Below are 24,154 nucleotides of genomic sequence, written 5' to 3' on the forward strand. Positions count from 1 at the left end.
GTCCATGACTCAGCAGGTGGAGATCGGCCGGGGGAAGAGCGGGCGGCGGGCGTACTCGCTGGACGAGATCGGCCTGGTGCCCTCGCGGCGCACCCGTGACCCGGAAGAGGTCTCGATCGCCTGGCAGATCGACGCCTACCGGTTCGAGCTGCCCGTGGTCGTCGCTCCCATGGACAGCGTGGTCTCCCCCGCCACCGCGATCGAGATCGGCCGGCTCGGCGGGCTGGCGCCGCTCGACCTCGAAGGGCTCTGGACCCGGTACGAGGACCCGTCGCCGCTGCTGGAGGAGTGCGCGGCCCTCGACTCGGCGGCGGCCACCAGGCGGCTCCAGGAGATCTACGCGGCACCGATCCAGGAGGAGCTGATCGGCCGCAGGATCGAGGAGATCCGGGCCTCCGGGGTGACCACGGCCGTGCGGTTGTCGCCGCAGCGTACCGTGCAGTACCACAAGACCGTGATCGACGCGGGTGTGGACATCTTCGTCATCCGCGGCACGACGGTTTCCGCCGAGCACGTGTCGGGGCGGGCCGAGCCGCTCAACCTCAAGCAGTTCATCTACGAGCTGGACGTACCGGTCATCGTGGGCGGGTGTGCCACGTATACGGCCGCCCTGCACCTGATGCGCACCGGTGCGGCCGGTGTGCTGGTCGGCTTCGGCGGCGGGGCCTCGCACACGACGCGCAACGTACTGGGGGTGGCCGTGCCGATGGCCACGGCGATCTCGGACGTGGCGGCGGCGCGGCGGGACTACATGGACGAGTCGGGCGGGCGCTACGTGCATGTGATCGCGGACGGCGGCATGGGCACGTCGGGAGACATCGCCAAGGCGATCGCGTGCGGGGCCGACGCCGTGATGGTGGGGTCGCCGCTGGCCCGGGCGGCCGAGGCGCCCGGGCACGGCTTCCACTGGGGGTCGGAGGCGCACCACCCGGATCTGCCGCGGGGACGGCGGGTCGAGTTCGGGACGGTGGGGACGCTGGAGCAGATCCTGCACGGGCCGTCGAGCGTGGCGGACGGCTCGATGAACCTGATGGGCGCGCTGAAGCGGACCATGGCTTCGACCGGTTATTCGGACATCAAGGAGTTCCAGCGCGTCGAGGTCGTGGTCGCGCCGATCCAGCGGTGAGCACCCGCAGTAGGGTTCCGGGCATGGAATCCCTTGAGGATAGAGTTGCCCGGCTTGAGGAGCAGGTCGCCTTTCTGCAGCGGCATCTCGGCGTCGATCCCGAGCTGGTCGCCGCCGATGCCAACGGGCCGGCCCTGCCGCCGGACTTCTACCGGGCGTTGCGGGACGGGAAGACCATTCTGGCCATCAAGATCTACCGGAAGGCGACCGGGGCCTCCCTGCTCACGGCCAAGAACGCGGTCGAGGACATGGAGCGCAGCGCCCGCGGCTGACCGGCGGCGGGCGGTTCCTGAGCCGGGTCGTGTCACGCGCTGGTGACATGTCGGGTTTCGGCGCTTCCAGCGGGAGGGGACATGTCAGCCGTTTCCGGGGTGGAGCGGGTGTTCCGCGAGGAGTACGGGCGGGCGGTCGCCGTGCTGGTGCGTATCTTCGGGGACATCGACCTCGCTGAGGAGGCGGTGCAGGAGGCGTTTGCCGTGGCGGTGCGGCAGTGGCCGGCCGCCGGGGTGCCGCCGAGCCCGGCCGGGTGGATCATCACGACCGCGCGCAACCGGGCGATCGACCGGCTGCGCAGGGAGTCGGCGCGGCCCGGCAAACACGCGCAGGCCGCGCTGTTGCAGGCCGCGGACGAACCTCCTGAGGAGGGACCCGTGCGTGACGATCGGTTGCGGTTGATTTTCACCTGTTGTCACCCCGCACTGGCCACCAATGTGCGGGTTGCACTTACTTTGCGGTTGCTCGGTGGGCTGACCACGGCGGAGATCGCTCGCGCGTTCCTGGTGCCCGAACCCACCATGGCCCAGCGGCTGGTGCGGGCCAAGAACAAGATCCGGGACGCGGGGATCCCGTACCGGATTCCGGAGGAGGACGACCTGCCCGATCGGCTGCGGGCGGTGCTGGCCGTGGTTTATCTGATCTTCAACGAGGGGTACACGGCCAGCTCGGGCGATCGGCTCGTCCGGGAGGATCTCTGCGCCGAGGCGATCAGGCTCGGGCGCGTGCTGGCCACGCTGATGCCTGACGAGCCCGAGGTCATGGGGTTGCTGGCGCTGATGTTGCTCATCGAGGCGCGGCGTCCCGCACGGACGGCTCGGAGCGGTGAGCTGGTGTTGCTGGGCGAACAGGATCGGGGGTTGTGGGACCGGGGGCTCATCGAGGAGGGGCAGGGCATCGTACGGCGGTGCCTGCGCCGGGATCAGCCTGGCCCCTACCAGATCCAGGCGGCCATCAATGCCGTCCACAGCGACGCGGCGACCGTGGGGGACACGGATTGGGGGCAGATCGTGCAGCTCTACGACCTGCTGCTGGCGTTCGATCCCAGCCCTGTCGTGGCGGTGCACCGGGCAGCGGCGGTGGCCGAGGTGGACGGGCCCGAGGTGGCGTTGGGGCTGCTCGAGGGGCCTGATGACTACTACCTGTTCCATGCCGTACGGGCCGATCTGCTGCGGCGGGTTGGGCGCGAGTCCGAGGCGGCGCAGGCGTACGTGGCTGCGATCGCGCGGGCGGGCAACGAGGTGGAGCGGGACTTCCTGCGGCGGCGGGCGGGGCACGACTAGATGAACTGGCTGATCGTCGAGCGGCTCACGTTGCCCGGCCTGTTCGGCGAGAAGGAGATCCACACGCTCGTGACCAGCGCTGTCGAACGCCTTTTGCCCTAGCATGCGGGTATGGCCGATCTACGGCACACGCATGAGCTGGCCTTCGCCGGCGACGTCGTGATCAAGCGGTACATCGACAGCAAGCCGGGCGCGGCCGAGCGCGAATGGCGCGCGCTGCACCTGCTGGCCGAGCACGCCCCCGGCCTGGCCCCCGAGCCGATCGGCTACGAGGACGGCGTGGTGACGATGTCCAGGATCGACGGGGTGCCGCTACGCGGGCTGTTCACGCAGGCCGTGCACGTGTCGGCTCTGGTCGAGGCACTCACCGAGTTGCACACGGCGGTGCCGCCCGACGTGCTCCAGATCGTCCCGGTACGCCCGTGGCAGCGCGAGGCGGTCGTCGACTGGGTCAGGCGGCGGAGCGCGGCCTGGGAGCCGAGAGATCCGGCGGCGGACCGGGCCGTGAAGGAGGGCCTGCGCTGGCTGGAGAGGTGGTCGCCGGGCGAGTCGGGGGTCACGCCGGTGTTCGGGGCCGGCGACGGCAACCTGGCCAACTTCCTGTGGGACGGCACTCGCGTCCGCATCGTCGACTTCGAGGACTCCGGGCGCAGCGACCTGGCGTTCGAGCTGGCCGAGCTGGCCGAGCACGTGTCCATGTGGGTGGACGGCGAGGTGGAGATCGCGCACCGGTTCGAGCTGAATCCGCAGGAGGAGCGGCGGATGCGCGAATGCCGCAAGGTGCAGGCGCTCATCTGGCTGTTCCTGCTGTCGCACGAGCACCCGCGCAACCCGCCGGGCACCTTCCAGCGGCAGGTCGAACGGGTCCTGACAACATTGGGCGCATGAGACTGGCCTGCCCCGAGGATCAGGCCGCCGTCGAGCGGCTCGTGCACGACGCCTACTCGCCGTGGATCGAGGTCGTCGGCATGCGGCCGGTGCCGATGGAGGCCGACTACGGCGCGCTCGTCGGCGCGGGTCTGGTGCACGTCACCGATGACCTCGACGGGCTGATCGTGCTCGTCCCCGAGGACGGCGTCCTGCTGGTGGAGAACGTCGCCGTAGACCCCGAGCGCCACGGCAGGGGCCTCGGGCGCGGGCTGATGGCCTACGCCGAGGAGGAGGCGCGCAGGCTGGGACTGCCCGCCCTGCGCCTCTACACGAACGTCAAGATGGCCTCGAACATCGCCCTGTACGAATCCCTCGGCTATGTCGAGACCGGCCGTCAGGGAGTCAAGGGCCGCTCCGCCGTGATGATGCGCAAGGAGCTCAGCCCGTGAGGACGCCGAGCAGGTGCGTGACCTCTCTGGCCACCGCGTCCCGGCCGGCTTTGAGGTATTTGCGGGAGTCGACCACGCGCTCGTCGTGGATCAGGTAGTCGCGTACGGCGCCGGTGAACGCCTTGTTCAGGTGGGTCGCGATGTTGATCTTCTTCATGCCGTGCCGTACGGCCTCGCGCAGCACGTCGTCGGGCACCCCCGACGAGCCGTGCAGCACCAGCGGCACCGGCACCGCGGTCCGCAACTCGGCGATGAGCTCCAGGTCCAGCACCGCGTCCTTGGTGGTCATCGCGTGCGAGGTGCCCACGGCCACGGCCAGCGCGTCCACGCCGGTCCTGGCCACGTAGTCGACCGCCTCGTGCGGCTTGGTGCGGGCACCGGGCGCGTGCACGCCGTCCTTGCCCCCGACCTCGCCCAGCTCGGCCTCCACCCACACCCCGCGCTCGTGGCACCAGGCCGCCACCTCGGCCGTGGCGCGTACGTTCTCCTCGTCGGGCAGTGCCGAGGCGTCGTACATCACCGAGCCCAGCCCCAGCTCCACCGCCTCCTCCACGAGCGCGCGGCCGGTGGCGTGGTCCAGGTGGACCGCGACCGGCACCTCGGCTCGCCTGGCGACCGCGAGCGCGGCCAGCGCGACGGGCTCCAGCGCGCCGTGGTACCGCACGCAGTTCTCGCTGATCTGCAGCACGACCGGCAGGCCCAGGGCCTCGGCGCCGGTCACGATGGCGGTGGCGTGTTCGAGCTGGATCACGTTGAACGCGCCAACCCCTGCGGGCGAGCTGCGGACGATGTCGCCGATGGCGGCGAGGGGCATGAAGTGCTCCTTACGTGATGATGATCTGGGGGTGTATGTCGGCGTACACGTCTGGGTCGAACTCACCGGCCACCGGCGCGGCCACGGCCGCGGCGCCGAGCGCCGCGGCCCGTCTGAGCCGGTCCGGCCACGGCGCCGGCTCCACCAGGCCGAGTGCCAGCCCTGCGACGAGGGAGTCGCCCGCCCCGGTGGGGTTGCCCAGGACTGTGTACGGCATCCGCGCCGCGAATGTTCCCTCCCCGGTGACCGCCAGCAGCCCTTCGGCGCCCATGGACACCACCACGGACTCCGCGCCCTGGCTGCGCAACGCCTGCGCGCCCGCGGCCGGGGTACCGCCCGGCACGGCTCTGGCCAGCTCCTCCGCGTTGGGCTTGACGACCGTGGGACGGCCCTTGGGGGCGTGGCGCAGCGGGTCGCCGTCGGCGTCCACGATGGCCGGAACGCCCTGGTCCGCGGCGATGGCGGCCAGGGTGGCGTAGGTGTCGGCGGGCACGCCGCGCGGCAGGCTACCCGAGATCACCACCGCCTGCGCCGTTGCCAGCAGGGCTTCATACGTTGTCACGAAATGTCGGAGCTCGACGGGCGTGACCTCAGGGCCCGGCTCGTTGAACAACGCGGTGCGCCGGACGGTCGTCTCCGAGACCGTCAGTGTCGTGCGGGAGTCGGCGGCGATGCCGGTCAGCGCGCTCGGCAGCCCCGCCGCCCGCAGATCCGCCTCGATCGCCCGCCCGGTGGGCCCGCCTGCCAGCCCGCTGACCAGCACGTCCTGCCCGAGCGCGGCGAGTACGCGGGCCACGTTGACGCCCTTGCCACCGGCGCGCCTGTGCACCGCGCTGACCCGGTTGACCCCGTCCCAGTCCACGCCGGGCACCTGGTACGTCACGTCGAGGGCGGCGTTGAGCGTCACCGTGAGGATCATCGGGGCTCCGTGATCCAGACGCCGTCCTTCATCACCCCGGCCACCTCCAGCGAGTCGGACAACACCACCAGGTCGGCCGCCTTGCCGACGGCGATCGAGCCAATGCGATCGGCCAGGCCGAGCACCCGGGCGGGCGTCAGCGAGGCCACCTGGACCGCGTCGGGCAACGACATGCCCACCTCCTGGACGCTGCGCCGGAACGCCACGTCCATGGTCAGCGTGGCACCCGCGATGGAGCCGCCCTCGACTAGCCTGGCCACGCCGTCGTCCACCCGCACCCGCATGGAGCCAAGCACGTAGTCGCCGTCGCCCAGGCCGGTGGCCGCCATCGCGTCCGTGATCAACGTGGTCCGGCCGGGCCCCGCCACCTCGTACGCCAGCCGCAACATGGCCGGATGCACGTGCACGCCGTCGTTGATCAGCTCGACCGTAACCCGCTCGTCCTCAAGCAGCGCCACCACCGGCCCGGGAGCGCGGTGCCCCAGCGGCGGCATCGCGTTGTAGAGGTGCGTGGCCACGCTCCCGCCCGCCTCGATGCCCGCCAGTGTCTGGTCGTAGTCGGCGTCGCTGTGCCCCAGGGCCGCGATCACGCCCTCCGCCGCGGCCAGCCGGATCGTGTCGAGCGCGCCGGGCAACTCGGTCGCGATGGTCACCATCCGCACATGCCCGCGCCCGGCCTTCATCAGTCCCGCGAACTCCTGCGGCGACGGCTCGCGCAACAGCGTCGGGTTATGCGCGCCGCAGCGGGCCTTGGAGATGTACGGGCCCTCGAAGTGGATCCCGGCCAGCAACCCTTCCTCGCACAACTCGGCCAGCGCCGACGCGGCCCTGGTCAGCTCGTCGATCGAGGCGGTGACCAGGCTGGCCATCGTCGTCGTGGTGCCGTGCCGCCGGTGCAGTGCCACCGCGTCACGTGCCTGGTCCTGCTCGCCGGTCGGGAAGGAGCCGCCCGCGCCGCCGTGGTTGTGGATGTCCACGAACCCCGGCACGACGTGCCGCCCGCCCAGGCTCAGGCCCGACCCTGGGGCGGATCCGTGGCCGACATGCGTGATGCGGCCGTCTTCGATGGTCAGCCACCCCTCGTGAACTCCCTCGGGAGTCACGATCCTGGCGTCGGCAAGAGTAAGGCTCATGAAGAAAGGATCACAGATCGCGTGAGGTGCATGGGCTCGTCGGGGTTCAGCGCGCGGGCGAAGGCCCTGGCGACGGCCACCCGCTGGGCCCGGATCAGCTCGGCCATCGGGTCGAGCCCGCTCTCGAAGAACGTGCCGCCGATCTCCTCGACCTGCGCCCGCAGGCCGTCGGGCGCGGCGCCGAGCATCCATGTGACGCGCCCTGGAGCGGCGATGCTGATCGGGCCGTGCCGGTATTCCATCGCCGGGTACGCCTCCGTCCACGAACGCGACGCCTCACGCATCTTCAGCGCGGCCTCCTGGGCCAGGCCGACCGACCAGCCGGTGCCGAGGAAGCTGAACTGCTCGGCGTCGACCAGCTTGCCGGGGAGCGGCGCGGCCACGGCCTGCTCGGCGTCGTCGATCGCCTGGGTGAGGTCCTCGCCGAGCCCCGCGCGCAACATGGCCAGCTGCGTGGTGGCGAACCTGGTCTGCACGACCGACCGCTCGTCGGCGTAGTCGAGCACGATGACCTCGTCGGCGGCCGACATGATCGGCGTGTCGGGGTCGGCGGTGATGGCCGTGGTCCTCGTGGTCGTCCTGGCCAGCAGCTCCAGCACCTCGGTCGTGGTGCCGGAGCGGCTGAGCGCGAGCACGCGGTCGTACGAACGCCCGATCGGGGCCTCGGAGGCGGCGAAGGCGTCGGTCTCGCCGTGCCCGGCCCGCTCCCGCAGCGCCGCGTACGCCATCGCGATGAACCACGACGTACCGCAGCCGACGACGGCGACCCGCTCGCCCCGGCGCGGCAGCGCGTCGGCGGGAACGTTCGCGACGGCGCGGCGCCAGCAGTCCGGCTGGGACGCGATCTCGGCCTCGGTGTGGGTGGTCACCACTTGCCTCCCGTGATTGATTGTTTCTGCTGTTTTTATACCAGGAGAGTGCAGCAATGAACACTGTTGGCTCTGGCCTGCCGGGTTGTGCCACGCTTGCCTCTCGACCGCATCCCCCAGGGAGGCCTTCGTGTCCCGCTACGACCGCTGGAACGCCATCCTCGAGCTGCTGGCCCAGGAGGGCAGGTTGTCGGTGGAGGAGGCCGCTCAGGCGCTCGACGTCTCCACCGCGACGATCCGGCGGGACTTCGACCAGCTCGCCCAGCAGCAGATGCTCATGCGCACGCGGGGGGGCGCGGTCGCGCAGAGCGTGAGTTACGACCTGCCGCTGCGGTACAAGACCGCCAGGCACGCCGGCGAGAAGCACCGGATCGCGGCCGCGGCGGCCGAGCTGGTCACGCCTGGCGCCGTGGTGGGGCTCAACGGCGGCACCACCACCTCGGAGCTCGCCCGCGTCCTCGCCACGCAGTCCACGCTGGAGAGCGGCTTCACGATCGTCACGAACGCGCTCAACATCGCCGCCGAGCTCACCGTCCGCCAGCACGTCAAGATCGTGGTGACCGGCGGGGTGGCCAGGCAGCAGTCGTACGAGCTGATCGGGCCGCTGGCGAGCGGGGTGCTGGAGCAGGTGACGCTGGACGTGGCGTTCCTCGGGGTGGACGCGCTGGACGTCGAGCTGGGCGCGTCGGCCCACCACGAGGGCGAGGCCAGCGTCAACCACCTGCTGATCAGCCGCGCCGCCCAGGTCGTGGTGGTGGCCGACTCCTCGAAGGTGGGCAAGCGGGCCTTCTCCCGCATCTGCCCGATCAACCAGATCGACACGCTCGTCACCGACGCCCAGTTGTCCGACTCCCTCGCCAACCAGCTCACGGACGCGGGGGTCAAGGTCGTACGTGCCTGATCCGACCGGATCACGGTCGCGGGGTCAAGGTCGTACGGGCCTGGGTCGTTATAGGCCGAGGCGCGCGAGGGTAGGTATGCATCGCAGGCGATCCCAGGGGGAGTCATGGCGTCGGGAAGGGGCGTGGCCCGGCTCGGGCCCGCGGAGCGGGCCGAGGCGTTGGAGCGCATGGCCGCGCAGGAGCTCGACGTGGTCGTGGTCGGCGGCGGCGTCGTCGGGGCGGGGATCGCGCTCGACGCCGCGACGCGCGGGCTCGACGTGGGCCTGGTCGAGGCCAGGGACTTCGCCTCCGGCACCTCCTCGCGCTCGTCCAAGCTCATCCACGGCGGCCTGCGCTACCTGGAGCAGCTCAACTTCGAGCTGGTACGCGAGGCGTTGCGGGAGCGGGCGCTGCTGCTGCGGCGGATCGCGCCGCACCTCGTCAGGCCGGTGCCGTTCCTGTTCCCGATGACCCACTACGGGTGGGAACGTCCCTACGTCGGCGCCGGCGTGGCGCTCTACGACACGCTGGGCTACGCGTCCGGCGTCACCAGGGGCGTGCCGGGGCACCGGCACCTGTCCAGGTCGCGAGCGCTGCGGCTGGCTCCCGCGCTGAAGAAGGCCGCGTTCACAGGCGCCATCCAATACTGGGACGCGCAGGTGGACGACGCGCGCTACGTGATGACCATGCTGCGCACCGCGGCCACCTACGGCGCCCGCGTCGCGCCGAGGGCGCAGGTGGTGGGGTTCCTGCGGGAGGGGGAGCGGGTCACCGGCGTGCGCGTGCGCGACCTGGAGAACGGCCACCAGTTCGAGGTACGCGCCCGGCAGGTCGTGAACGCCACCGGCGTCTGGACCGACGACATCCAGGAACTGGTCGGCGGCCGCGGCCAGATCCACGTACGCGCCTCCAAGGGCATCCACCTGGTCGTGCCCAGGGACCGGATCCACTCGCTGACCGGGATCATCCTGCGTACGGAGAAGTCGGTGCTCTTCGTGATCCCGTGGGGCCGGCACTGGATCATCGGCACCACCGACACCGAGTGGACGCTCGACAAGAGCCACCCCGCCGCCTCCCGGATCGACATCGACTACCTGCTCGACCACGTCAACGCCGTCCTGTCGGTGCCCCTGACCCGCGACGACGTCGAAGGCGTCTACGCGGGGCTGCGGCCGCTGCTGTCGGGCGAGTCGGACGAGACGTCCAAGTTGTCCAGGGAGCACGTGGTGGCCCATCCGGTGCCGGGCCTGGTGATGATCGCCGGGGGGAAATATACGACTTATCGGGTCATGGCCGAGGATGCCGTGGACGCCGTGGCGCACGGGCTCGACCAGCGGGTGCCGCGCTCGTGCACCGACAGCATCCCGCTCGTCGGGGCCGAGGGCTACCAGGCGTTGTGGAACACCAGGTACCGGCTCGCCCAGACCTCCGGGCTGCACGTGGCCAGGATCGAGCATCTCCTCCAGCGCTACGGCTCGCTGATCGACGAGGTGCTGGAGCTGGTCGAGCGCGACCCGACGCTGGCCAGGCCGCTGTCGGGGGCCGACGACTACCTGCGGGCCGAGATCGTCTATGCCGCCACCCATGAGGGCGCCAGGCATCTCAACGACGTGCTGACCCGGCGTACGCACATCTCCATCGAGACCTTCCACCGCGGCCTGGCCGTCGCGCAGGAGGCCGCCGAGCTGCTGGCCGAGACGCTCGACTGGGACGGCGAGCAGGTCAAGAGGGAGGTCGAATACTACGCCAAGCGTGTGGAGGCCGAACGCCGCTCCCAGGAGCAGGACTCCGACCAGGAGGCCGACGCGATCAGGCTCGGCGCGCCGGAAATCGTCCCCGTCGTCGTGCCGGAGCACTCATGAGCGAGCCGTCAGGGCAGTTGTCCGACCCCCGCGAGCTGCTGGAGGGGTACCTCGACCACTACCGCGAGGAGATCCTGCGCAAGCTCGACGGGTTCCCTTCGCCCGGGGTGAGCCGCGTGCCGTCCGGGTGGACGCCGCTGGCGCTGCTCAAGCACCTGGCCTACATGGAGCGGCGGTGGTTCGTCTGGGACTTCGCGGGCGAGCGGGTGGACGATCCGCGGGGCGACCGCGACGAGGACGGCGGACTGGTCGCGACGGAGTCGTTCGAGGAGATCAGGGTCGTCTACCTGGCGCAGTGCGAGAGGTCCCGGCAGGTCGTGGCCAAGGCGCGGTTGTCCGACGTGGCCTCGCGGATCGGCCGGTTCCGGCCGCCCATGGAGCCGCCGACGCTGGGCTGGATCATGTTCCACGTACTGGAGGAGTACATGCGGCACGCCGGTCATCTGGACATCGCCAGGGAGCTGGCCGAGGCGCCGTAGCAGGGGCGGCCCGCGGTGCTGCGGGATCCGCGGGCCGCCCGAGCTGACTACGCCGGCGGCTAGTACCGCGTGGCGTCGTGCACGTCGAGCAGCGGCTCCTTGACGCCGTCGCCGGAGTCGTCGGTCCAGTTGAAGTTGCCCGTGGAGATCAGCGTGCTGCGTACGGCCAGCGCGCCCGCCCTGGTCGTCGGCTTGCGGGTGCCCGAGGTCAGGATGCCCGCCGCGCCGGCCACGTGCGGGCTGGCCATCGAGGTGCCGCTGATCGTGGCGTAGCCGCCGGCCATGTAGGTCGAGTAGATGCAGGTGCCCGGCGCGGCGATCTCGACGGTGGCGCCGAAGTTGGAGTAGAACGCCGAGGTGTCGTCCTGATCGGTCTCGCTGCGGCAGGACAGGGTGCTGCCGCCGGCGCCGCCGGGCAGGCCGTCGTTGTCGGTGATCGCCGATACGGTGACCACGTCGGGGTGGTTGGCGGGGAAGAACGTTGAGGTGTTCGCGTGGCTGTTGCCCGCGGCCACGACGACCACGATGCCGGCGTTGACGGCGTTCGTGATCGCGGTGCTGATGGCGCTGCTCGTGCAGCCGCTGCAGCCCAGGCTGAGGTTGATCACCTCGATGGTGGACGCGCGCGCCACCACCCAGTTGAGGCCGGCGGCGATGGCGGACAGGGTGCCCGAGCCCGCCGCGTTGAGCACCTTGACGCCGTGGATGCGGGCGCCGGGCGCGACCCCGACCGGGCCGATGTTGTTGTCGAGCGCGCCGACCGTGCCCGCGACGTGCGAGCCGTGGCCGTTGTCGTCGGTGCCCGTGTTGTTCACGCAGACGCCGGTCACGCAGTTGGCGCGGGCGGCCACGTTCAGGTCGGGGTGGGTGTTGTCCACGCCGGTGTCGACGACGGCCACGTCCACGTTGATGCGCACGTCGTCGATGCCGTCGATGTCCAGGTTCGGGTTGTTCGGGCCGAAGATCCGCCGGACGCCGGTGGGCGTCGTCTGGGGGAAGGCGGTGACCACGGCGTCGGGTTCGACGCTGAGCACGTTCGGGCTCTGCCTGAGCTGCTCGGCGGCGGCCGCGCTCAGGCGGGCGGTGTAGCCCTTGAACGCGTGCTCGTAGACGCCGATGAGCTGGCCGCCGTACCTGCCGACCTGGTCCTGCGCCGAGTCGCGAGGCGCCGCGCGGAGCGCGGGGTTGAGCTGGACGATGTACGTCTCCTGCGGCGCTGCGGTAGCGGAGACCGGGAGTGGCGCAGTGAGTAACGCCAGCGCGCTGATGAGCAATGCGAGCAGGGGGGTGTGTGTTCGCATGACAGCGTGGGCCCTTTCTGGGTGCCTGGAGTAATAGGTCCGGACCCTTGAAAACATGAGCCAGAATCAGGCTCGCCGCCATACGTATCCGACACGTATTGCGACTACTTAGGTGCGATTACTCATGTCCGATTGAGTTGCCGTCGCGACGTGAGCCCGAGCTTGCGTAAGCCGTTGGCCACGTGCACTTCGACCGTGCGGCGCGACAGGAACAGGCTCTCGGCGATCTCCTTGTTCGTGAGCCCGTCCGCGGCCAGCCCGATCACCTGCTCCTCCCTTGGCGACAGGACCCCCACGGGCTCGCTGGGGGCCTCGATCCTGCGGGTCAGCCTGCGCCGGACCATCGGGGTGATCGACTCGCGGACCGCCTGCCTGGTCAGAGGCTGGCGCAGGCCGTACGTGCCGGGGGTCCACTCGCGCAGCAGGCCGCGCCGCACCGCCTCGGCGAGCCCGCGCTCGCCCTGCTCGGGTGGCACGCCGGCGACGGTGGCCAGCGTTCGCACGCAGGCCGGCTGCTCCAGCATGGCCGCCGCCTGCACGATCCTGCGCGCCGCGGGCGGCAGCGCGTCCAGTTTGAGCCGTACGGCGTCACGCAGCGCGGTCGGCGTGCCCGGCTCCCTGCCCTCGACCAGCATGCGGGCCAGCTCCTCGATCGCCAGCGGCAGGCCGCCGGTGAGCGGCCAGAGGTCGGCCGACCCCGGTAGCAGGTGCTTGGCCAGCAGCGCGGTCTCCTCCCTGTCGAGCGGCGCCAGGACCAGCTCGGCGTGGTCGATGTGCGGCGGCAGGTGCGCGATCAGCTCGCCCACCGGGTGGCGCAGGTCCTCCGCGCGGTAGGTGAGCACGAGGTTGACCGACTCCGGCAGGCAGCGGGCCAGGAACGCGAGCAGTTCCCTGGTGTCCTGGTCGATCCAGTGCACGTCCTCCACGACGAGCGTGATGGGGCGCAGCGAGTCGAGCAGCGACAGGATCGCCCTGAACAGGCGGTGCCGTTCGACCTGGGCGTTCTGCGGCGGGGGTGGCGCCGGCGGGAGGAAGTGGGCGCATTCCGGCAGCAGCGGGCGCAACGCCCCGGTGACCGGGTTGAGCTCCTCGGTCGGGCGCGCTTCGCGCAGGGCTTCCACGATCGGGCCGTACGGGAAGCGCATGGGGTGGCAGCTGCCGGACAACATGGGGTGGCCGGTCAGCTCATGGAGCAGGCGGGTCTTGCCGACGCCCGCCTCGCCCTCGATCAGGACGACGACCGGGGGGCGGGCGAGAGCGGCGGCGAGCTGACGGAGCTCGCGCTCTCGTCCCACGAAAGGCATGACGCACCCGCCCGGCCCGACAACACATTGTCAGGTGATTTTTCACCATTTGTGAGGGCGTGTCCATAGAAAGGACGCCTATTGGTATTACCGGGTGGGAATCCAGGCTTGTTCGGCGAGGGTGGTGGCGTCGTTGACCTGGATGCCTTCGTACGAGACCGTCCAGATCGCATTGCCGATCACCATCGAACGTTCGATGCCCGGCTGGTACGTGTACTCGTTCTCCTGACGCTGCGTTGGATGCTTGATCATGCCGAGTTTCGTCACGCCCGCGTCGTCGATCTTCAGTACGAGCGCGCCCGACTCGGTCTGCTGGGTCAGCGGGATCACCGACAGGCCGGTCTTGGGCCAGTACAGGAACGCGTGCGGGTCCCACTCGGCCCCGGAGCCCGAGTCCTTCTGGAACAACTGCGACAACCTGCGCGGGCTGGCCGGGTCGCTGACGTCGAACAACGAGACCTGCGTGCCGAGCGTCCTGCCCTCCTCGCTGGCCTCCTGGCCGATGCCGATCAGCCTGCCCTCGGCGCCGGGATGCAGGTAGGCCGAGTAGCCGGTGATCTTCAGCTCGCCGGTCACCTTGGGGGCCGCCGGGTCGCGCAGGTCCAGCGTGTAGAGGGGGTCTACCTGCTTGAACGTCACGCAGTAGCCGACCGGGCCGATGAACCTGACCGAGTAGATACGCTCGCCCTCGCCGAGGCCGCCGACTTCGCCCGCCTTGGCCAGGGTGTCGGTCCTGAGGACGTGGACGGTACTGGAGCTGGATCTGCCGTCCTGGGAGTTGAGGGTGGTGGCGACGCGGAGGTGGCCTTCGTACTCCGAGAGGGAGTACTGGTTCAGCAGCCGTCCCGGCACCTTGCCCGAGGCCACGTAGGCGGGCGGGCCGGGCGAGGCGATGTCGAACCTGTGGATCTCCGTCTCCTCCGGCGGGATCGTGGGGGTCGGCCGAGGGCTGGGCTCTGGGGGCGCGGACACCGTGGTCGACGGGCTGGGCTCAAGGGAGACGGTGGGGTCCGTGGGGGTGGGCTCTTCGGCCGGGGCCGCGGTGCCCGAAGAGGGCGTGGTCACCGAGGAGGGCGTGTCGTCGATCGGGCGGATCGGGAGCCACCAGCGCGGGTTGCTGGCCACGTAGAGGCTGGTGCCGGTGCCGTACACGATGTCGCCGTCGGCCGCCAGGCTGATCGGGTCGGTGCCCGCCGCGGTGACGCCCTGCGCCAGGTCGATGGTGTGCACGGTCAGCAGCGAGGTGCCGGTGTAGTCGGCGGGGTGGCTGACCCGCTCGCACTTGACCGCGTCCTTCCTGACGGTCCCGGACGCGTCCGTGATCTCGATCTCGGGCAGCCAGGCGCCGGCCGGGGCCTGGCGTACCGCGGCCTGGTTGGCCTTGAGCTGCTCGGTCTCCGAGAAGTTATCCATGGGCTGCGGGAACATGATGTCCGGCTGGCTGCGGGTGATGAGCCTGACCGTGGAGCCGACCATCCTGGCGTCCACGTACGTGCCCCGGGGCTTGATCGTGCTCAGGACCTTGGGCTGGCCGGCCAGGTCGACCACGACGTATCTCGTGTCGCCGCGCGGGACGGAGGACTTGAACATGATGTCGCCGTCGCGGAAGAGCACCAGCGCCCGGTCGCCGGACACCAGCAGGTCGGCTGGGGCAACGACGCGCTGGTCGCCTTCCGACAGCTTGAGCGAGCCGGTGATCTTCCTGGTGGCGGTGTCGATGATCCGCAGGGTGCCGTCCGTGACCGTGATGACCCGGTTGCCGTCCGTCTTGACCAGGTCAGGCTCGTCCACGCCGGCCTCGTGCACGTTGGTCGTGGAGTGCTCCGGGGTGTCCACCATGCTCTTCGCCTGAGGGAGCGCCGACCTGGAGTCCTCGATGGCGGCGAAGGGCATGATGTTGCCGAAGCCGTACGCGGTGACGTTCTGGGCGGCGTGTTCGCGCAGGCCGGACAGCAGGTCGTCGCAGCTGTCGTAGGCGACCAGGCGGACGGCACCGAGGTTGGTCTTCGGGGGCGGCGCCGTTCCTCCTGTCGAAGAGGTGCAGGCGGCTGTGACCGTCGCGAGTGCCGCGGCGGTCACAGCCGTTCGGATCAGCGTCTTCATGACCTCATTGACGGCTGCCCGGGTCGGATGGTTCAGGAGCCCTTGTTCGGATTGATGGTGAACACCGGGCTGAAGTCGATCTCGTCCGGCACTTCCAGCAGCTTGCGCAGCAGCTTTCCGTTGAAGTCGATGACCTGGACCTCGTCGTTGGCGTTGTTGTCCTGTTCCCAGCAGTAGAGATGGGTTTCGTCGTAGAAGCCGAGGACCTTGTCACAGTCGGAGTAGAACTTGCGCAGGCGCTTGCCCGAGGCGGAGTCCCAGACGCAGTGGTCGCCGTCGCCGCCGTTGGGGCAGTTGGTGACGAACGACTTGCCCGAGGGCGAGAAGATGTCCTGCGTGCCGGCGGACAGCGTGCCGATGCCCGGCAGGGAGCTCGTGGCCTTGCCCTCGGCGTCGAAGAAGCGCAGGCCCCTGTTCTTCTCGTCGCCGTAGACGTTGACCGCGCCCTCGTCGTCGCCGTCGAAGCCGAAGGCCGTCTGGCGGATGGAGCTGTCGGACACGTTGACCGTGGTGGATTTCCTCGTGGCCACGTCCACGAGGACGAAGCCCAGGTAGATCCAGTCGTCGCCGCTCTTCTTCTCGATGTTCAGCAGGATCTTCGAGCCGTCCTTCGACCAGCCCCTGATGCTGCTGATCAGCGGCTCCTTGACGGTCTTGATCGTGGTGTGGTCACCGGACTGCCTGTCGGCGATGACGATGAAGTCGAAGTCGTCGGAGCTGTAGCTGCGGCCCCTGCTCGCCAGGTAGCGGCCGTCGGGCGAGACCATCGACTCCCAGTTGCCGGAGTATTTCGTGAACGTCCCGCGCAACGATCCCCTGGCGTAGTCGATCCAGTCGTCCTTCTTCTTGTCGTAGATCTCGTAGGAGGTCAGGACGACCGCGTCGGCCGGGTTCTCGTAGACCGACATCCCGCCGGGGCCGGGGAGCGTCCTCTGGGTGCCCGTCTTCGGCACGGCCGCCAGGGTCGGGGACGGGCTGGGGGGTCGTTTCGTGCTGCTCGTCGATCTGGGCGCCGGGGATTCGGACGGTCCCGCCACCGACGCCTTGTCGAGCTGGATGATCACGACCACGCCGGCGAGCAGCAGCAGCGCGACCGCCACCGTGATGCCGGCGATCAACGGGGCCTTGCTGCGCTTCTGCGGCGGCCGGCCGTATGTGCTGGGATATGTGGCCTGCCCGTAGGGCGGCGCCGGGGGTTGCCAATGCGCCTGGGGATGCGGGGCGACGGAGCCGGTGTGCGGAACGGGCCCAGAATGCGGAACAGGACCGGAATGCGCGACAGGACCGGAATAGGGGACAGGGCCGGAAGGCGGGCCCGAGGGTGGCGTGAAGGGCGGGCTGGGGGCGGCCTCGGCGGCGGCCTGCGCGAGGATGCCGGAGTTGGGGGCGGGGTGCTGCAGCAGGCGCATGATCACCTGCTCGGCCGTCGGCCGCTGCGCCGGGTCCTTGGACAGGCAGGCGGCCACCACGTCACGCAGTTGCCCCTCCAGCGTGCCCAGGTCGGGCTGCTGGTTGAGAACCCGGTTGATCACCGCGGGCATCGTGTCGCTGCCGAACGGCGCCCGGCCGGAGGCGGCGAAGACCATCGCGCTGCCCCAGGCGAACATGTCGGCGGCCGGTCCGACGGTGTGGCCCATGATCTGCTCGGGTGGCATGTACGCGGGCGTCCCCACGACCATGCTGCTGATCGTCGCGGTGGCGTTCAGCGCCCGCGCGATGCCGAAGTCGATCACTCGCGGCCCGTCGGCCCCGATGATCACATTGGCCGGTTTGAAGTCGCGGTGCACGATCCCGGCCTGGTGGATGGCGGCCAGCGCGGTGGCGGTGCCGATGGCCAGCCGGTGCAGGACGGACCCCGTGCGCGGCCCCTCCTCCTGCACGACCCTGTGTAACGAGGGCCCCTCGATGAACTCGCTGATGATGTACGGCCGGTCCAGCTCGACTCCGGTGCCCAGGACGGCGGCGGTGCAGAACGGCGCCACCTGCTGGGCCACCTGGACCTCCCGCAGGAACCGCTCGACGCTCACCTGATCACCCGACAGGTCCGGCCGCAGCCACTTGATGGCCACGTGGGTGTCATTGTGACCTTGAGCGAGGTAGACGACGCCCTGGCCGCCCTCGCCGAGCCGGCCGAGGATATCCAGGCCCCCCAGCCGCTGTGGATCTCCGGGTCGTAGCGGAGCGAAGGATGCCATGAAGGGATTCTGGCCCTATGCCACGCATCCGCAAAAATTACCGGCGGGTAGTTGCGCGGAATATTCTTCTGGCATCCCCCGGTAGGACACGGCGCATCATCGCCCCCTTTACCGGCGAAACCCTTGCTGAGCTGCCAATATCGGATGCTGATGGCGTCCGGAAGGTCGTCGCGGCCCTGGATGGAAGAGAGCACGCGGAATAACCGGTCGTGGCGGTTGACGCCGTGCTGCTCTCGCACGTGGCGGGGCGGGTCGGTCCCGTGGACGTGGCGGTGCTGTTCGCGGGCGGGGCCAGGACGCCGCTGGTGGACGGTTATCTGACGCTGCCCAGCGACGACGCCGTCACGGCCGCCGAGATCCTCGGAGCCCGGTACGTGGTGCCGCTGCACTTCGAGCACTGGGCGCACTTCACGCAGGGCAGGGACACGGTGGAGAAGGCGTTCGCCGGATACGGCGACCGGCTGCGCCTGCTGGGACCCGGCGAGCGGGCGCGCCTCCTCTGAGCGGCTGCTCGTGCCACCAGTGCTCAGCTCAAGGCGTGGTTGACCCAGACGTTCGGCTCCACGTAGACGGCGTGGTCGTGCTCCACGTCGCAGTGCACCGGGCTGAGCGCACCTGTCACCTCGATCGCCCCCGAGCGGTCGAACGGCAGGTCCGTCCACCGCCGCCATTCCGCCAGCGTGCCCGCGACCACCATCGACCGCGGCGCCACTTTGACGATCTCCCCGCCGGCCCGCACGTGCACCCGTAGCCAGGCGTCGTGGGGCAGGCCGTCGGAGCGGGTCCTGAAGGCGTACTCGGTCATGGGGGTGTGTGGTTCGAGGTGTTTGCCGTTGGGCCGGACCGGCGCCACCAGCCTGGCGTAGCCGAGGCGCGTGGCGTGGTCGCGCATCGCCGCGACCATCAGGGCGGACAGTCCCGTGCCCTGCAGGTCGCGGCGCACGCTGATCTCCAGGGCGGAGATGTCGTCGGGCCGGGTGCCCCGCTGGCGGGCCAGCCAGCCGGACCGGATCGCCCCGTCCCAGCCGTCGTCGGGCAGGTCGGAGCCGTTCGAGAGGAACGGGATCATGCAGCCCCGCGCCACCAGCCGACCGGGATCCGCGTCGTCGTCGGCCACGAGCACGTACTCGGAGTAGGTCGTGGTGGCGAAGGGGTAGAACAGGTCGGCGAGCGGATCGTTGAACATGAACTCGTGCCACGTATGGTCCATGTCCCACAACGACGCCGCGAACTCCGGACGTTCCGCGAGTGTCGTGATCTGGAGGGGCATGTGGATCATTGTCACATTCCGGTTGACTGGTACGCGCGTCATTAACCCCCCGAAAAGCCGTGCGCTAGCGTCGGCGGCATGACAGAACTTGACGCCAGGCTGCGGGCCATCACCGACCTGACCGTGGCCGAGGCGCGCGAGGGCGGTGGCAGGCACGAGTACGACGGCCAGATCCAGGACCTGTCGCCCGACGGCGTACGGGCCGGGCTGGCGCGGCTCGGTGAGGGAATCCCGCCCGCGGAAGCGCATGACGCGAAGCACCTACAGGTGTTCGAGGAGAGCCTGCGCAACCAGTTCGGCGAGCTGGAGTTGCATCGCAAGAACCCGCTGATCCACCTCTCGAACCTCGACCTCGCCTGCTACGACCGCGACTACGGCCCCGAGGAGGAGCGCGCCGCGGCCAAGGCGGCCCACCTCGCGCTCTGGCCCGACGCCGTACGCGACGCGCTCGACTCGCTCGACCAGGTCGCGGCCCCCGTCGCGAAATCCCTGGTCGGCGCGGTCAGGGGGTTGTCCGCCGGGATCACGGACGAGGCCGCGCTGGAGGCGCACGGCCGGCTGGTCGCCCACATCGAGCGCGCCGCCGCCGAGGGCGACCCCGACGCGGCGCTCGGCGGCGCGGCGCTGGCCAGGCTGATGGGCACGGCCGAGGGGCTGCCCGTCGATCTGGGCAGGCTGGCGGAGCGGGCCGACGCCGAGCGGGACCGGCTGATGGCGCTGCTCGCCGAATCCTGCGCCAAGCTGGGGGAGCGGGGCAGGGCGCCGCTGGAGGTGGTACGGGAGCTGGTCAAGGATCATCCGGACGCCGACGGGGTGATCGAGGCCGCCAGGATCGGCACGGAGAAGGCCATCGCGTTCACCCGCGAGAAGGATCTCGTGCCCTACCACGACGGTGAGTGCCTGGTCGGGCTGGCGCCGGAGTCGCGCCGGTGGGCGATGGCCATGATGGCGTGGAACTCGCCCGGCGAGCCCGAGGGCCCGTCCTGGTACTACATCACGCCGCCCGAGCCGTCCTGGCCTGCCCAGGACCAGGAGGAATGGCTGGAGGTCTTCAGCCGTACGACGTTGCCGGCGATCAACGTACACGAGGTGGCTCCTGGACATTTCTCGCACGCCAGGGCGTTGCGGCGGGCGCCGTCGGAGGTGCGGCGGCTGCTGCAGTCGATGGCGTTCGTCGAGGGGTGGGCGCACTATGCCGAGGAGTTGTGCGTCGAGGAGGGCTTCGAGGCCGACGACCCGCGCTTCGAGATCGGCGTCTGGGTGGAGGCCCTGATCCGGGTCACCCGGCTGGCCTGCGCGATCGGCGTGCACACCGGGCAGATGACGGTCGAGGACGGCGCCAGGCGCTTCGAGTCCGACACGCACCTGGCGGGCCCTGCGGCGTTGTCGGAGGCCAGGCGGGCGTCGTTCGACCCGACGTACGGGCGTTACACCTGGGGCAAGCTGCTCATCCTCGACCTGCGCGAGCAGGCGCGCAAGGAGTGGGGTGCGGGCTTCAGCCTGCAACGCTTCCACAAGGCGCTGCTCGACCTGGGCTCGCCGCCCCTGGGCCTGATCGGGAACATTCTGTAGGGAGGTTTCCCCGTGCGCGAGCTCTCCGGGAAGGTCGCCGTGGTGACCGGCGCGGCCAGCGGCATCGGGCGGGCGCTGGCTGTCAGGTTCGCGGCCGAGGGCATGACGTTGATGCTCGCCGACGTCGATCCCGGCGGGCTCGCGGAGACGGCCGCGCTGGCCGGGGACGCCGAGGTGCTCACTCAGGTGACCGACGTGTCCGACGCGGCGTCCGTACGGCATCTGGCCAACCGGTGTTTCGGGGAGCTGGGTGCCGTACACGTGCTCTGCAACAACGCCGGCGTCTTCCAGGGCGGCCACATGTGGACCCGCGGCGAGGAGGACTTCGCCTGGCTGCTCGGCGTGAACCTGTGGGGCGTGTTGCACGGCATCCACGCGTTCGTGCCACGCATGATCGAGCAGGACACCGAGGGGCACATCGTGAACACGGTGTCGGTGGCCGGGCTGTTCGCGGCGCCGGGGGCGGGCGGGTACGCGGTCACCAAGCACGCCGCGCTGGCCGCCTCCCAGGCGCTGGCCCAGGACCTGGCCGCCACGGGAGCCAAGCTGCGGGTGACCGCGCTCTGCCCCGGGGCGGTCAGGACCCGCATCGGGGAGCCGGCGCGCGTACGCCCTCCTGGCCTGGTCAACACCCCGACCCAGGACGAGGTGGACTCCCTGGCTGCGGTCGCCAGGGGCGCCGAGCGCGGCATCGAACCGTCCCAGGTCGCGGACCTGGTCGTGCAGGCCATCCGGGAGGAGCGGTTCCTGCTGCTGACCGACCCCAAGTACGCCGCCCGGTTACGCCGGCAGACCGAGACCCTGCTCACCGGCGACCTCCCCGGTCACCAGTGACGTTCGTGGGCCAGCACCCGCACCACCGTGCCGCTGGGCTTGACCAGCAGCCGTACGGAGTCGCCCGGCAGCACGTCCTGATAGAGGCCCTGCTTGACCTGGAACGCTGTGGCCTGCTCCGAACGACCGTCGTGAACGGCGATGTAGCACTTCCAGGATTCGGCGTCGACCCAGCGTTTGACCACGTACCCAGCGATCTCCTGCCGCCTGCGACCTGACGAGCCGGCGGGCTCGATCCGCTCGCCCTGCCAGCCGCTGCCCGTGAAGATCCACTCCTCCCGGGGTGCAGGACCCGGCCCGGCGACCTCCCGGCCCCGCGCGGTCGGCAGGAACCCCCGCCCGGCCATGATCAGCCCCGGCCCCGCCACCAACGACACCATCGTCGCGATCATCCCCGGCCACGACAGGCCGGCCGCGGACACGGTGGCGTACCAGGGGATGACGAGCCCGGCCGCCAGGAGCACCGGCACGATCATGGTCGGCCAGCGCCGCCGAGCCAGACCGAGGTCGATGGCGCTCTGGCGGACCAAGGGGACGAAACCGCCCTCCAGCTCGGCGCTTTCGGGCATGAGGGTGATCACCGGCGCCTTCTGGGCTCCTGCCAGGCGTGCGGTCACCCGTTCCAGCACCCACCGCTCGTACGGCAGCAACGGCTCCTGTCCTGGCTGGGCCGCCGACAGGCGGTCGCCCTCAATCGTCGCCCACCCGCGCCCGGCCAGGTCGAACAGCGCCGCATGGAACACGTCCTGAGCCCGCATCCCGCGTAAGAGCTCGATCACGGGCGGGGGCGCCTCAGGCGTCCCCGACGTGCTGTCCCGGCTGGACAACTTGAAGGCGGCGGCCAGCGCGGCGACCCAGAGCGCCCACGCAGTCGCCGGCCAGACAAGATCCATCGTTCTGTGTTAGCACGAGTGCCGGTGTCAGGCCAGGCGTCGATAGACTGTGTACACCGCATTTCGCCTTTGGGGGGTTCTCTCGGTGTCTGAATTCGACACAGTGCTGGTGGTCGACTTCGGCGCGCAATACGCGCAGCTGATCGCCAGGCGGGTGCGCGAGTGCCACGTCTACTCCGAGATCGTCCCCTCGACGATGCCGGTCGAGGAGATGATGGCGAAGAAGCCGAAGGCGATCATCCTGTCCGGCGGGCCCTCCTCGGTCTACACCGAGGGCGCGCCGCCCGTGCCGCACGGGTTGTTCGCCACGGGCGTACCCACGTTCGGCATTTGCTACGGCTTCCAGGCGATGGCCCAGGCGCTGGGCGGCGAGGTCGCCCGCACGGGCGTCGCCGAATACGGCGGCACGTCGCTGGAGGTGCTCAACGAGGGCGTCATCTTCGCGGGATTGCCTGCCAACCAGACGGTTTGGATGTCCCACGGCGACAGCGTCGCGGCCGCTCCCGAGGGTTTCAAGGTGACCGCCTCGACCCTGGAGACCCCGGTCGCCGCCTTCGAGCACGTCGAGCGCGGCCTCTACGGCGTGCAGTTCCATCCGGAGGTGCTGCACTCGGAGCACGGTCAGGTGGTGCTCAAGCACTTCCTCGACGCGGCCGGCTGCCGCCCGTCGTGGACGATGCTCAACATCGTCGACGACTCCGTCCAGGCCGTACGCCGCCAGGTCGGCGACGGCCACGCCATCTGCGCGCTGTCCGGCGGGGTCGACTCGGCGGTGGCCGCCGCGATCGTCCAGCGTGCCATCGGCGACCGGCTGACCTGCGTCTTCGTCGACCATGGCCTGCTGCGCAAGGGCGAGGCCGAGCAGGTCGAGCGCGACTTCGTGGCCGTCACGGGCGTGAAACTCCGCGTCGTGGACGCCGCCGACCGCTTCCTGAAGGCCCTCGAAGGCGTCTCGGACCCGGAGGACAAGCGAAAGATCATCGGCCGCGAGTTCATCCGCGTCTTCGAGGACGAGCAGCGCGCCATCATGGCCGACGGCCCGGTGGAGTTCCTGGTCCAGGGCACCCTCTATCCCGACGTGGTGGAGTCGGGCGGCGGCACCGGCACCGCCAACATCAAGTCCCACCACAACGTCGGCGGCCTGCCGGAGGACCTCCAGTTCAAGCTGGTGGAGCCGCTGCGGGCGCTGTTCAAGGACGAGGTCCGGCGGGCGGGCGAGGAGTTGGGCCTCCCGGCCGCCATGGTCTGGCGCCAGCCGTTCCCCGGCCCCGGCCTGGGGATCCGCATCGTCGGGGAGGTCACCCGCGACCGGCTTGCGTTGCTGCGCGAGGCCGACGCCATCGCCCGCGAGGAGCTGTCGCGTGCGGGTCTCGACCGGCAGATCTGGCAGTGCCCGGTGGTGCTGCTGGCGGACGTACGGTCGGTGGGGGTGCAGGGGGACGGGCGCACGTACGGGCACCCGGTGGTGCTGCGGCCGGTGACGTCGGAGGACGCGATGACGGCGGACTGGGCACGGGTGCCTTACGACGTCCTGTCACGGATCTCGACGCGGATCACGAACGAGGTCCGCGAGATCAACCGCGTGGTGGTCGACGTGACGAGCAAGCCCCCAGGCACCATCGAGTGGGAGTAACGGGTTCTTGAGCCCGCGCGGAGTGCCCTCGTGGCTCCCGTGCGGGCTCGTCCGTGAGTGAAAGCCTGCGCCGCCGCGTCGTGCCGCGGGT

The 24,154-nt window shown here is 70.4% G+C and carries 22 protein-coding genes; 12 read left to right on the forward strand and 10 right to left on the reverse strand.

Going from position 1 to position 24,154, the window contains the following annotated elements:
* Positions 1–4: 4 nt before the first annotated feature.
* The 5 genes from ACFLIM_RS28455 (at position 5) to ACFLIM_RS28475 (ending at position 4,001) form a co-directional block, all read left to right on the forward strand.
* On the forward strand, positions 5–1,126 hold the full coding sequence (locus ACFLIM_RS28455; RefSeq protein WP_393170559.1) for a GuaB3 family IMP dehydrogenase-related protein: 1,122 nt from the start codon (positions 5–7) through the stop codon (positions 1,124–1,126).
* Between the two features lie 23 nt (positions 1,127–1,149).
* A complete protein-coding gene (locus ACFLIM_RS28460) occupies positions 1,150–1,398 on the forward strand; it encodes a hypothetical protein (RefSeq protein WP_393170560.1) in 249 nt (82 codons plus the stop codon).
* An 81-nt stretch (positions 1,399–1,479) separates the two neighbouring features.
* Positions 1,480–2,682 (forward strand): RNA polymerase sigma factor, encoded by a 1,203-nt coding sequence (locus ACFLIM_RS28465; protein ID WP_393170562.1) that lies wholly within the window; start codon positions 1,480–1,482, stop codon positions 2,680–2,682.
* A 111-nt stretch (positions 2,683–2,793) separates the two neighbouring features.
* Complete coding sequence (locus tag ACFLIM_RS28470; RefSeq protein ID WP_393170564.1) at positions 2,794–3,570, forward strand: phosphotransferase family protein; 777 nt, start codon at positions 2,794–2,796, stop codon at positions 3,568–3,570.
* Entirely contained in the window at positions 3,567–4,001 is a 435-nt protein-coding gene (locus tag ACFLIM_RS28475) for a GNAT family N-acetyltransferase (RefSeq protein ID WP_393170566.1), read from the forward strand. Before ACFLIM_RS28470 ends, ACFLIM_RS28475 begins: the two co-directional genes overlap by 4 nt.
* On the opposite strand, the gene ACFLIM_RS28480 is transcribed toward ACFLIM_RS28475, so the two are convergent.
* Genes ACFLIM_RS28480 through ACFLIM_RS28495 form a run of 4 tightly spaced genes read right to left on the reverse strand, consistent with a single transcriptional unit; the run spans position 3,991 to position 7,736 of the window.
* Positions 3,991–4,815, reverse strand: a complete 825-nt coding sequence (locus ACFLIM_RS28480; protein ID WP_393170568.1) for a class II fructose-bisphosphate aldolase — start codon at positions 4,813–4,815, stop codon at positions 3,991–3,993. The genes ACFLIM_RS28475 and ACFLIM_RS28480 overlap by 11 nt on opposite strands.
* Before the next feature lie 10 nt (positions 4,816–4,825).
* Positions 4,826–5,734: a 1-phosphofructokinase family hexose kinase gene (locus ACFLIM_RS28485; protein WP_393170570.1), complete on the reverse strand. Its 909-nt coding sequence runs from the start codon at positions 5,732–5,734 to the stop codon at positions 4,826–4,828.
* Positions 5,731–6,867: an N-acetylglucosamine-6-phosphate deacetylase gene (nagA, locus tag ACFLIM_RS28490; RefSeq protein WP_393170572.1), complete on the reverse strand. Its 1,137-nt coding sequence runs from the start codon at positions 6,865–6,867 to the stop codon at positions 5,731–5,733. The genes ACFLIM_RS28485 and nagA overlap by 4 nt, the downstream gene beginning before the upstream one ends.
* Positions 6,864–7,736 carry an SIS domain-containing protein gene (locus ACFLIM_RS28495; RefSeq protein WP_393170573.1) on the reverse strand — a complete coding sequence of 291 codons (873 nt, stop codon included), beginning with the start codon at positions 7,734–7,736 and terminating at the stop codon, positions 6,864–6,866. Before ACFLIM_RS28495 ends, nagA begins: the two co-directional genes overlap by 4 nt.
* 130 nt (positions 7,737–7,866) lie before the next feature.
* On the opposite strand from ACFLIM_RS28495, the gene ACFLIM_RS28500 reads away from it, so the two are divergent.
* From ACFLIM_RS28500 to ACFLIM_RS28510, 3 genes are all read left to right on the forward strand, one after another.
* Positions 7,867–8,637: a DeoR/GlpR family DNA-binding transcription regulator gene (locus ACFLIM_RS28500; RefSeq protein WP_393170575.1), complete on the forward strand. Its 771-nt coding sequence runs from the start codon at positions 7,867–7,869 to the stop codon at positions 8,635–8,637.
* A gap of 105 nt (positions 8,638–8,742) precedes the next feature.
* A complete protein-coding gene (locus tag ACFLIM_RS28505; protein WP_393170577.1) occupies positions 8,743–10,479 on the forward strand; it encodes a glycerol-3-phosphate dehydrogenase/oxidase in 1,737 nt (578 codons plus the stop codon).
* On the forward strand, positions 10,476–10,958 hold the full coding sequence (locus tag ACFLIM_RS28510) for a DinB family protein (RefSeq protein ID WP_393170579.1): 483 nt from the start codon (positions 10,476–10,478) through the stop codon (positions 10,956–10,958). The genes ACFLIM_RS28505 and ACFLIM_RS28510 overlap by 4 nt, the downstream gene beginning before the upstream one ends.
* A gap of 59 nt (positions 10,959–11,017) precedes the next feature.
* Here ACFLIM_RS28510 and ACFLIM_RS28515 read toward each other — a convergent pair whose 3' ends face one another.
* The 4 genes from ACFLIM_RS28515 to ACFLIM_RS28530 form a co-directional block, all read right to left on the reverse strand.
* Complete coding sequence (locus ACFLIM_RS28515; protein ID WP_393170580.1) at positions 11,018–12,259, reverse strand: S8 family peptidase; 1,242 nt, start codon at positions 12,257–12,259, stop codon at positions 11,018–11,020.
* Positions 12,260–12,381: 122 nt separating this feature from the next.
* Positions 12,382–13,554 (reverse strand): helix-turn-helix transcriptional regulator, encoded by a 1,173-nt coding sequence (locus ACFLIM_RS28520; protein ID WP_393170581.1) that lies wholly within the window; start codon positions 13,552–13,554, stop codon positions 12,382–12,384.
* A gap of 96 nt (positions 13,555–13,650) precedes the next feature.
* Positions 13,651–15,666 (reverse strand): beta-propeller domain-containing protein, encoded by a 2,016-nt coding sequence (locus ACFLIM_RS28525; RefSeq protein WP_393170583.1) that lies wholly within the window; start codon positions 15,664–15,666, stop codon positions 13,651–13,653.
* Between the two features lie 32 nt (positions 15,667–15,698).
* A complete protein-coding gene (locus tag ACFLIM_RS28530) occupies positions 15,699–17,861 on the reverse strand; it encodes a protein kinase domain-containing protein (RefSeq protein ID WP_393170584.1) in 2,163 nt (720 codons plus the stop codon).
* 209 nt (positions 17,862–18,070) lie between these two features.
* Between ACFLIM_RS28530 and ACFLIM_RS28535 the strand changes: the two genes are divergently transcribed.
* On the forward strand, positions 18,071–18,364 hold the full coding sequence (locus ACFLIM_RS28535) for a hypothetical protein (RefSeq protein WP_393170586.1): 294 nt from the start codon (positions 18,071–18,073) through the stop codon (positions 18,362–18,364).
* 23 nt (positions 18,365–18,387) lie between these two features.
* Here the strand turns inward: ACFLIM_RS28535 and ACFLIM_RS28540 are convergent, their stop codons facing one another.
* Positions 18,388–19,131, reverse strand: a complete 744-nt coding sequence (locus ACFLIM_RS28540) for an N-acetyltransferase (RefSeq protein ID WP_393170587.1) — start codon at positions 19,129–19,131, stop codon at positions 18,388–18,390.
* A 78-nt stretch (positions 19,132–19,209) separates the two neighbouring features.
* On the opposite strand from ACFLIM_RS28540, the gene ACFLIM_RS28545 reads away from it, so the two are divergent.
* Complete coding sequence (locus ACFLIM_RS28545) at positions 19,210–20,703, forward strand: DUF885 family protein (protein ID WP_393170588.1); 1,494 nt, start codon at positions 19,210–19,212, stop codon at positions 20,701–20,703.
* A 12-nt stretch (positions 20,704–20,715) separates the two neighbouring features.
* Positions 20,716–21,537 (forward strand): SDR family NAD(P)-dependent oxidoreductase, encoded by an 822-nt coding sequence (locus tag ACFLIM_RS28550; protein WP_393170589.1) that lies wholly within the window; start codon positions 20,716–20,718, stop codon positions 21,535–21,537.
* Here ACFLIM_RS28550 and ACFLIM_RS28555 read toward each other — a convergent pair.
* The gene (locus tag ACFLIM_RS28555) at positions 21,528–22,430 is read right to left on the reverse strand and encodes a hypothetical protein (protein WP_393170590.1); all 903 of its coding nucleotides are present in this window, start codon (positions 22,428–22,430) and stop codon (positions 21,528–21,530) included. The two genes, ACFLIM_RS28550 and ACFLIM_RS28555, sit on opposite strands and share 10 nt — an antisense overlap.
* A gap of 85 nt (positions 22,431–22,515) precedes the next feature.
* Here ACFLIM_RS28555 and guaA point away from each other — a divergent pair, with 85 nt between their 5' ends.
* Positions 22,516–24,063, forward strand: coding sequence for a glutamine-hydrolyzing GMP synthase (gene guaA / locus ACFLIM_RS28560; protein ID WP_393170591.1), 1,548 nt, complete (start codon positions 22,516–22,518; stop codon positions 24,061–24,063).
* Positions 24,064–24,154 lie beyond the last annotated feature (91 nt).

The organism is Nonomuraea marmarensis, from assembly GCF_043197025.1.
GTDB lineage: Bacteria > Actinomycetota > Actinomycetes > Streptosporangiales > Streptosporangiaceae > Nonomuraea > Nonomuraea marmarensis.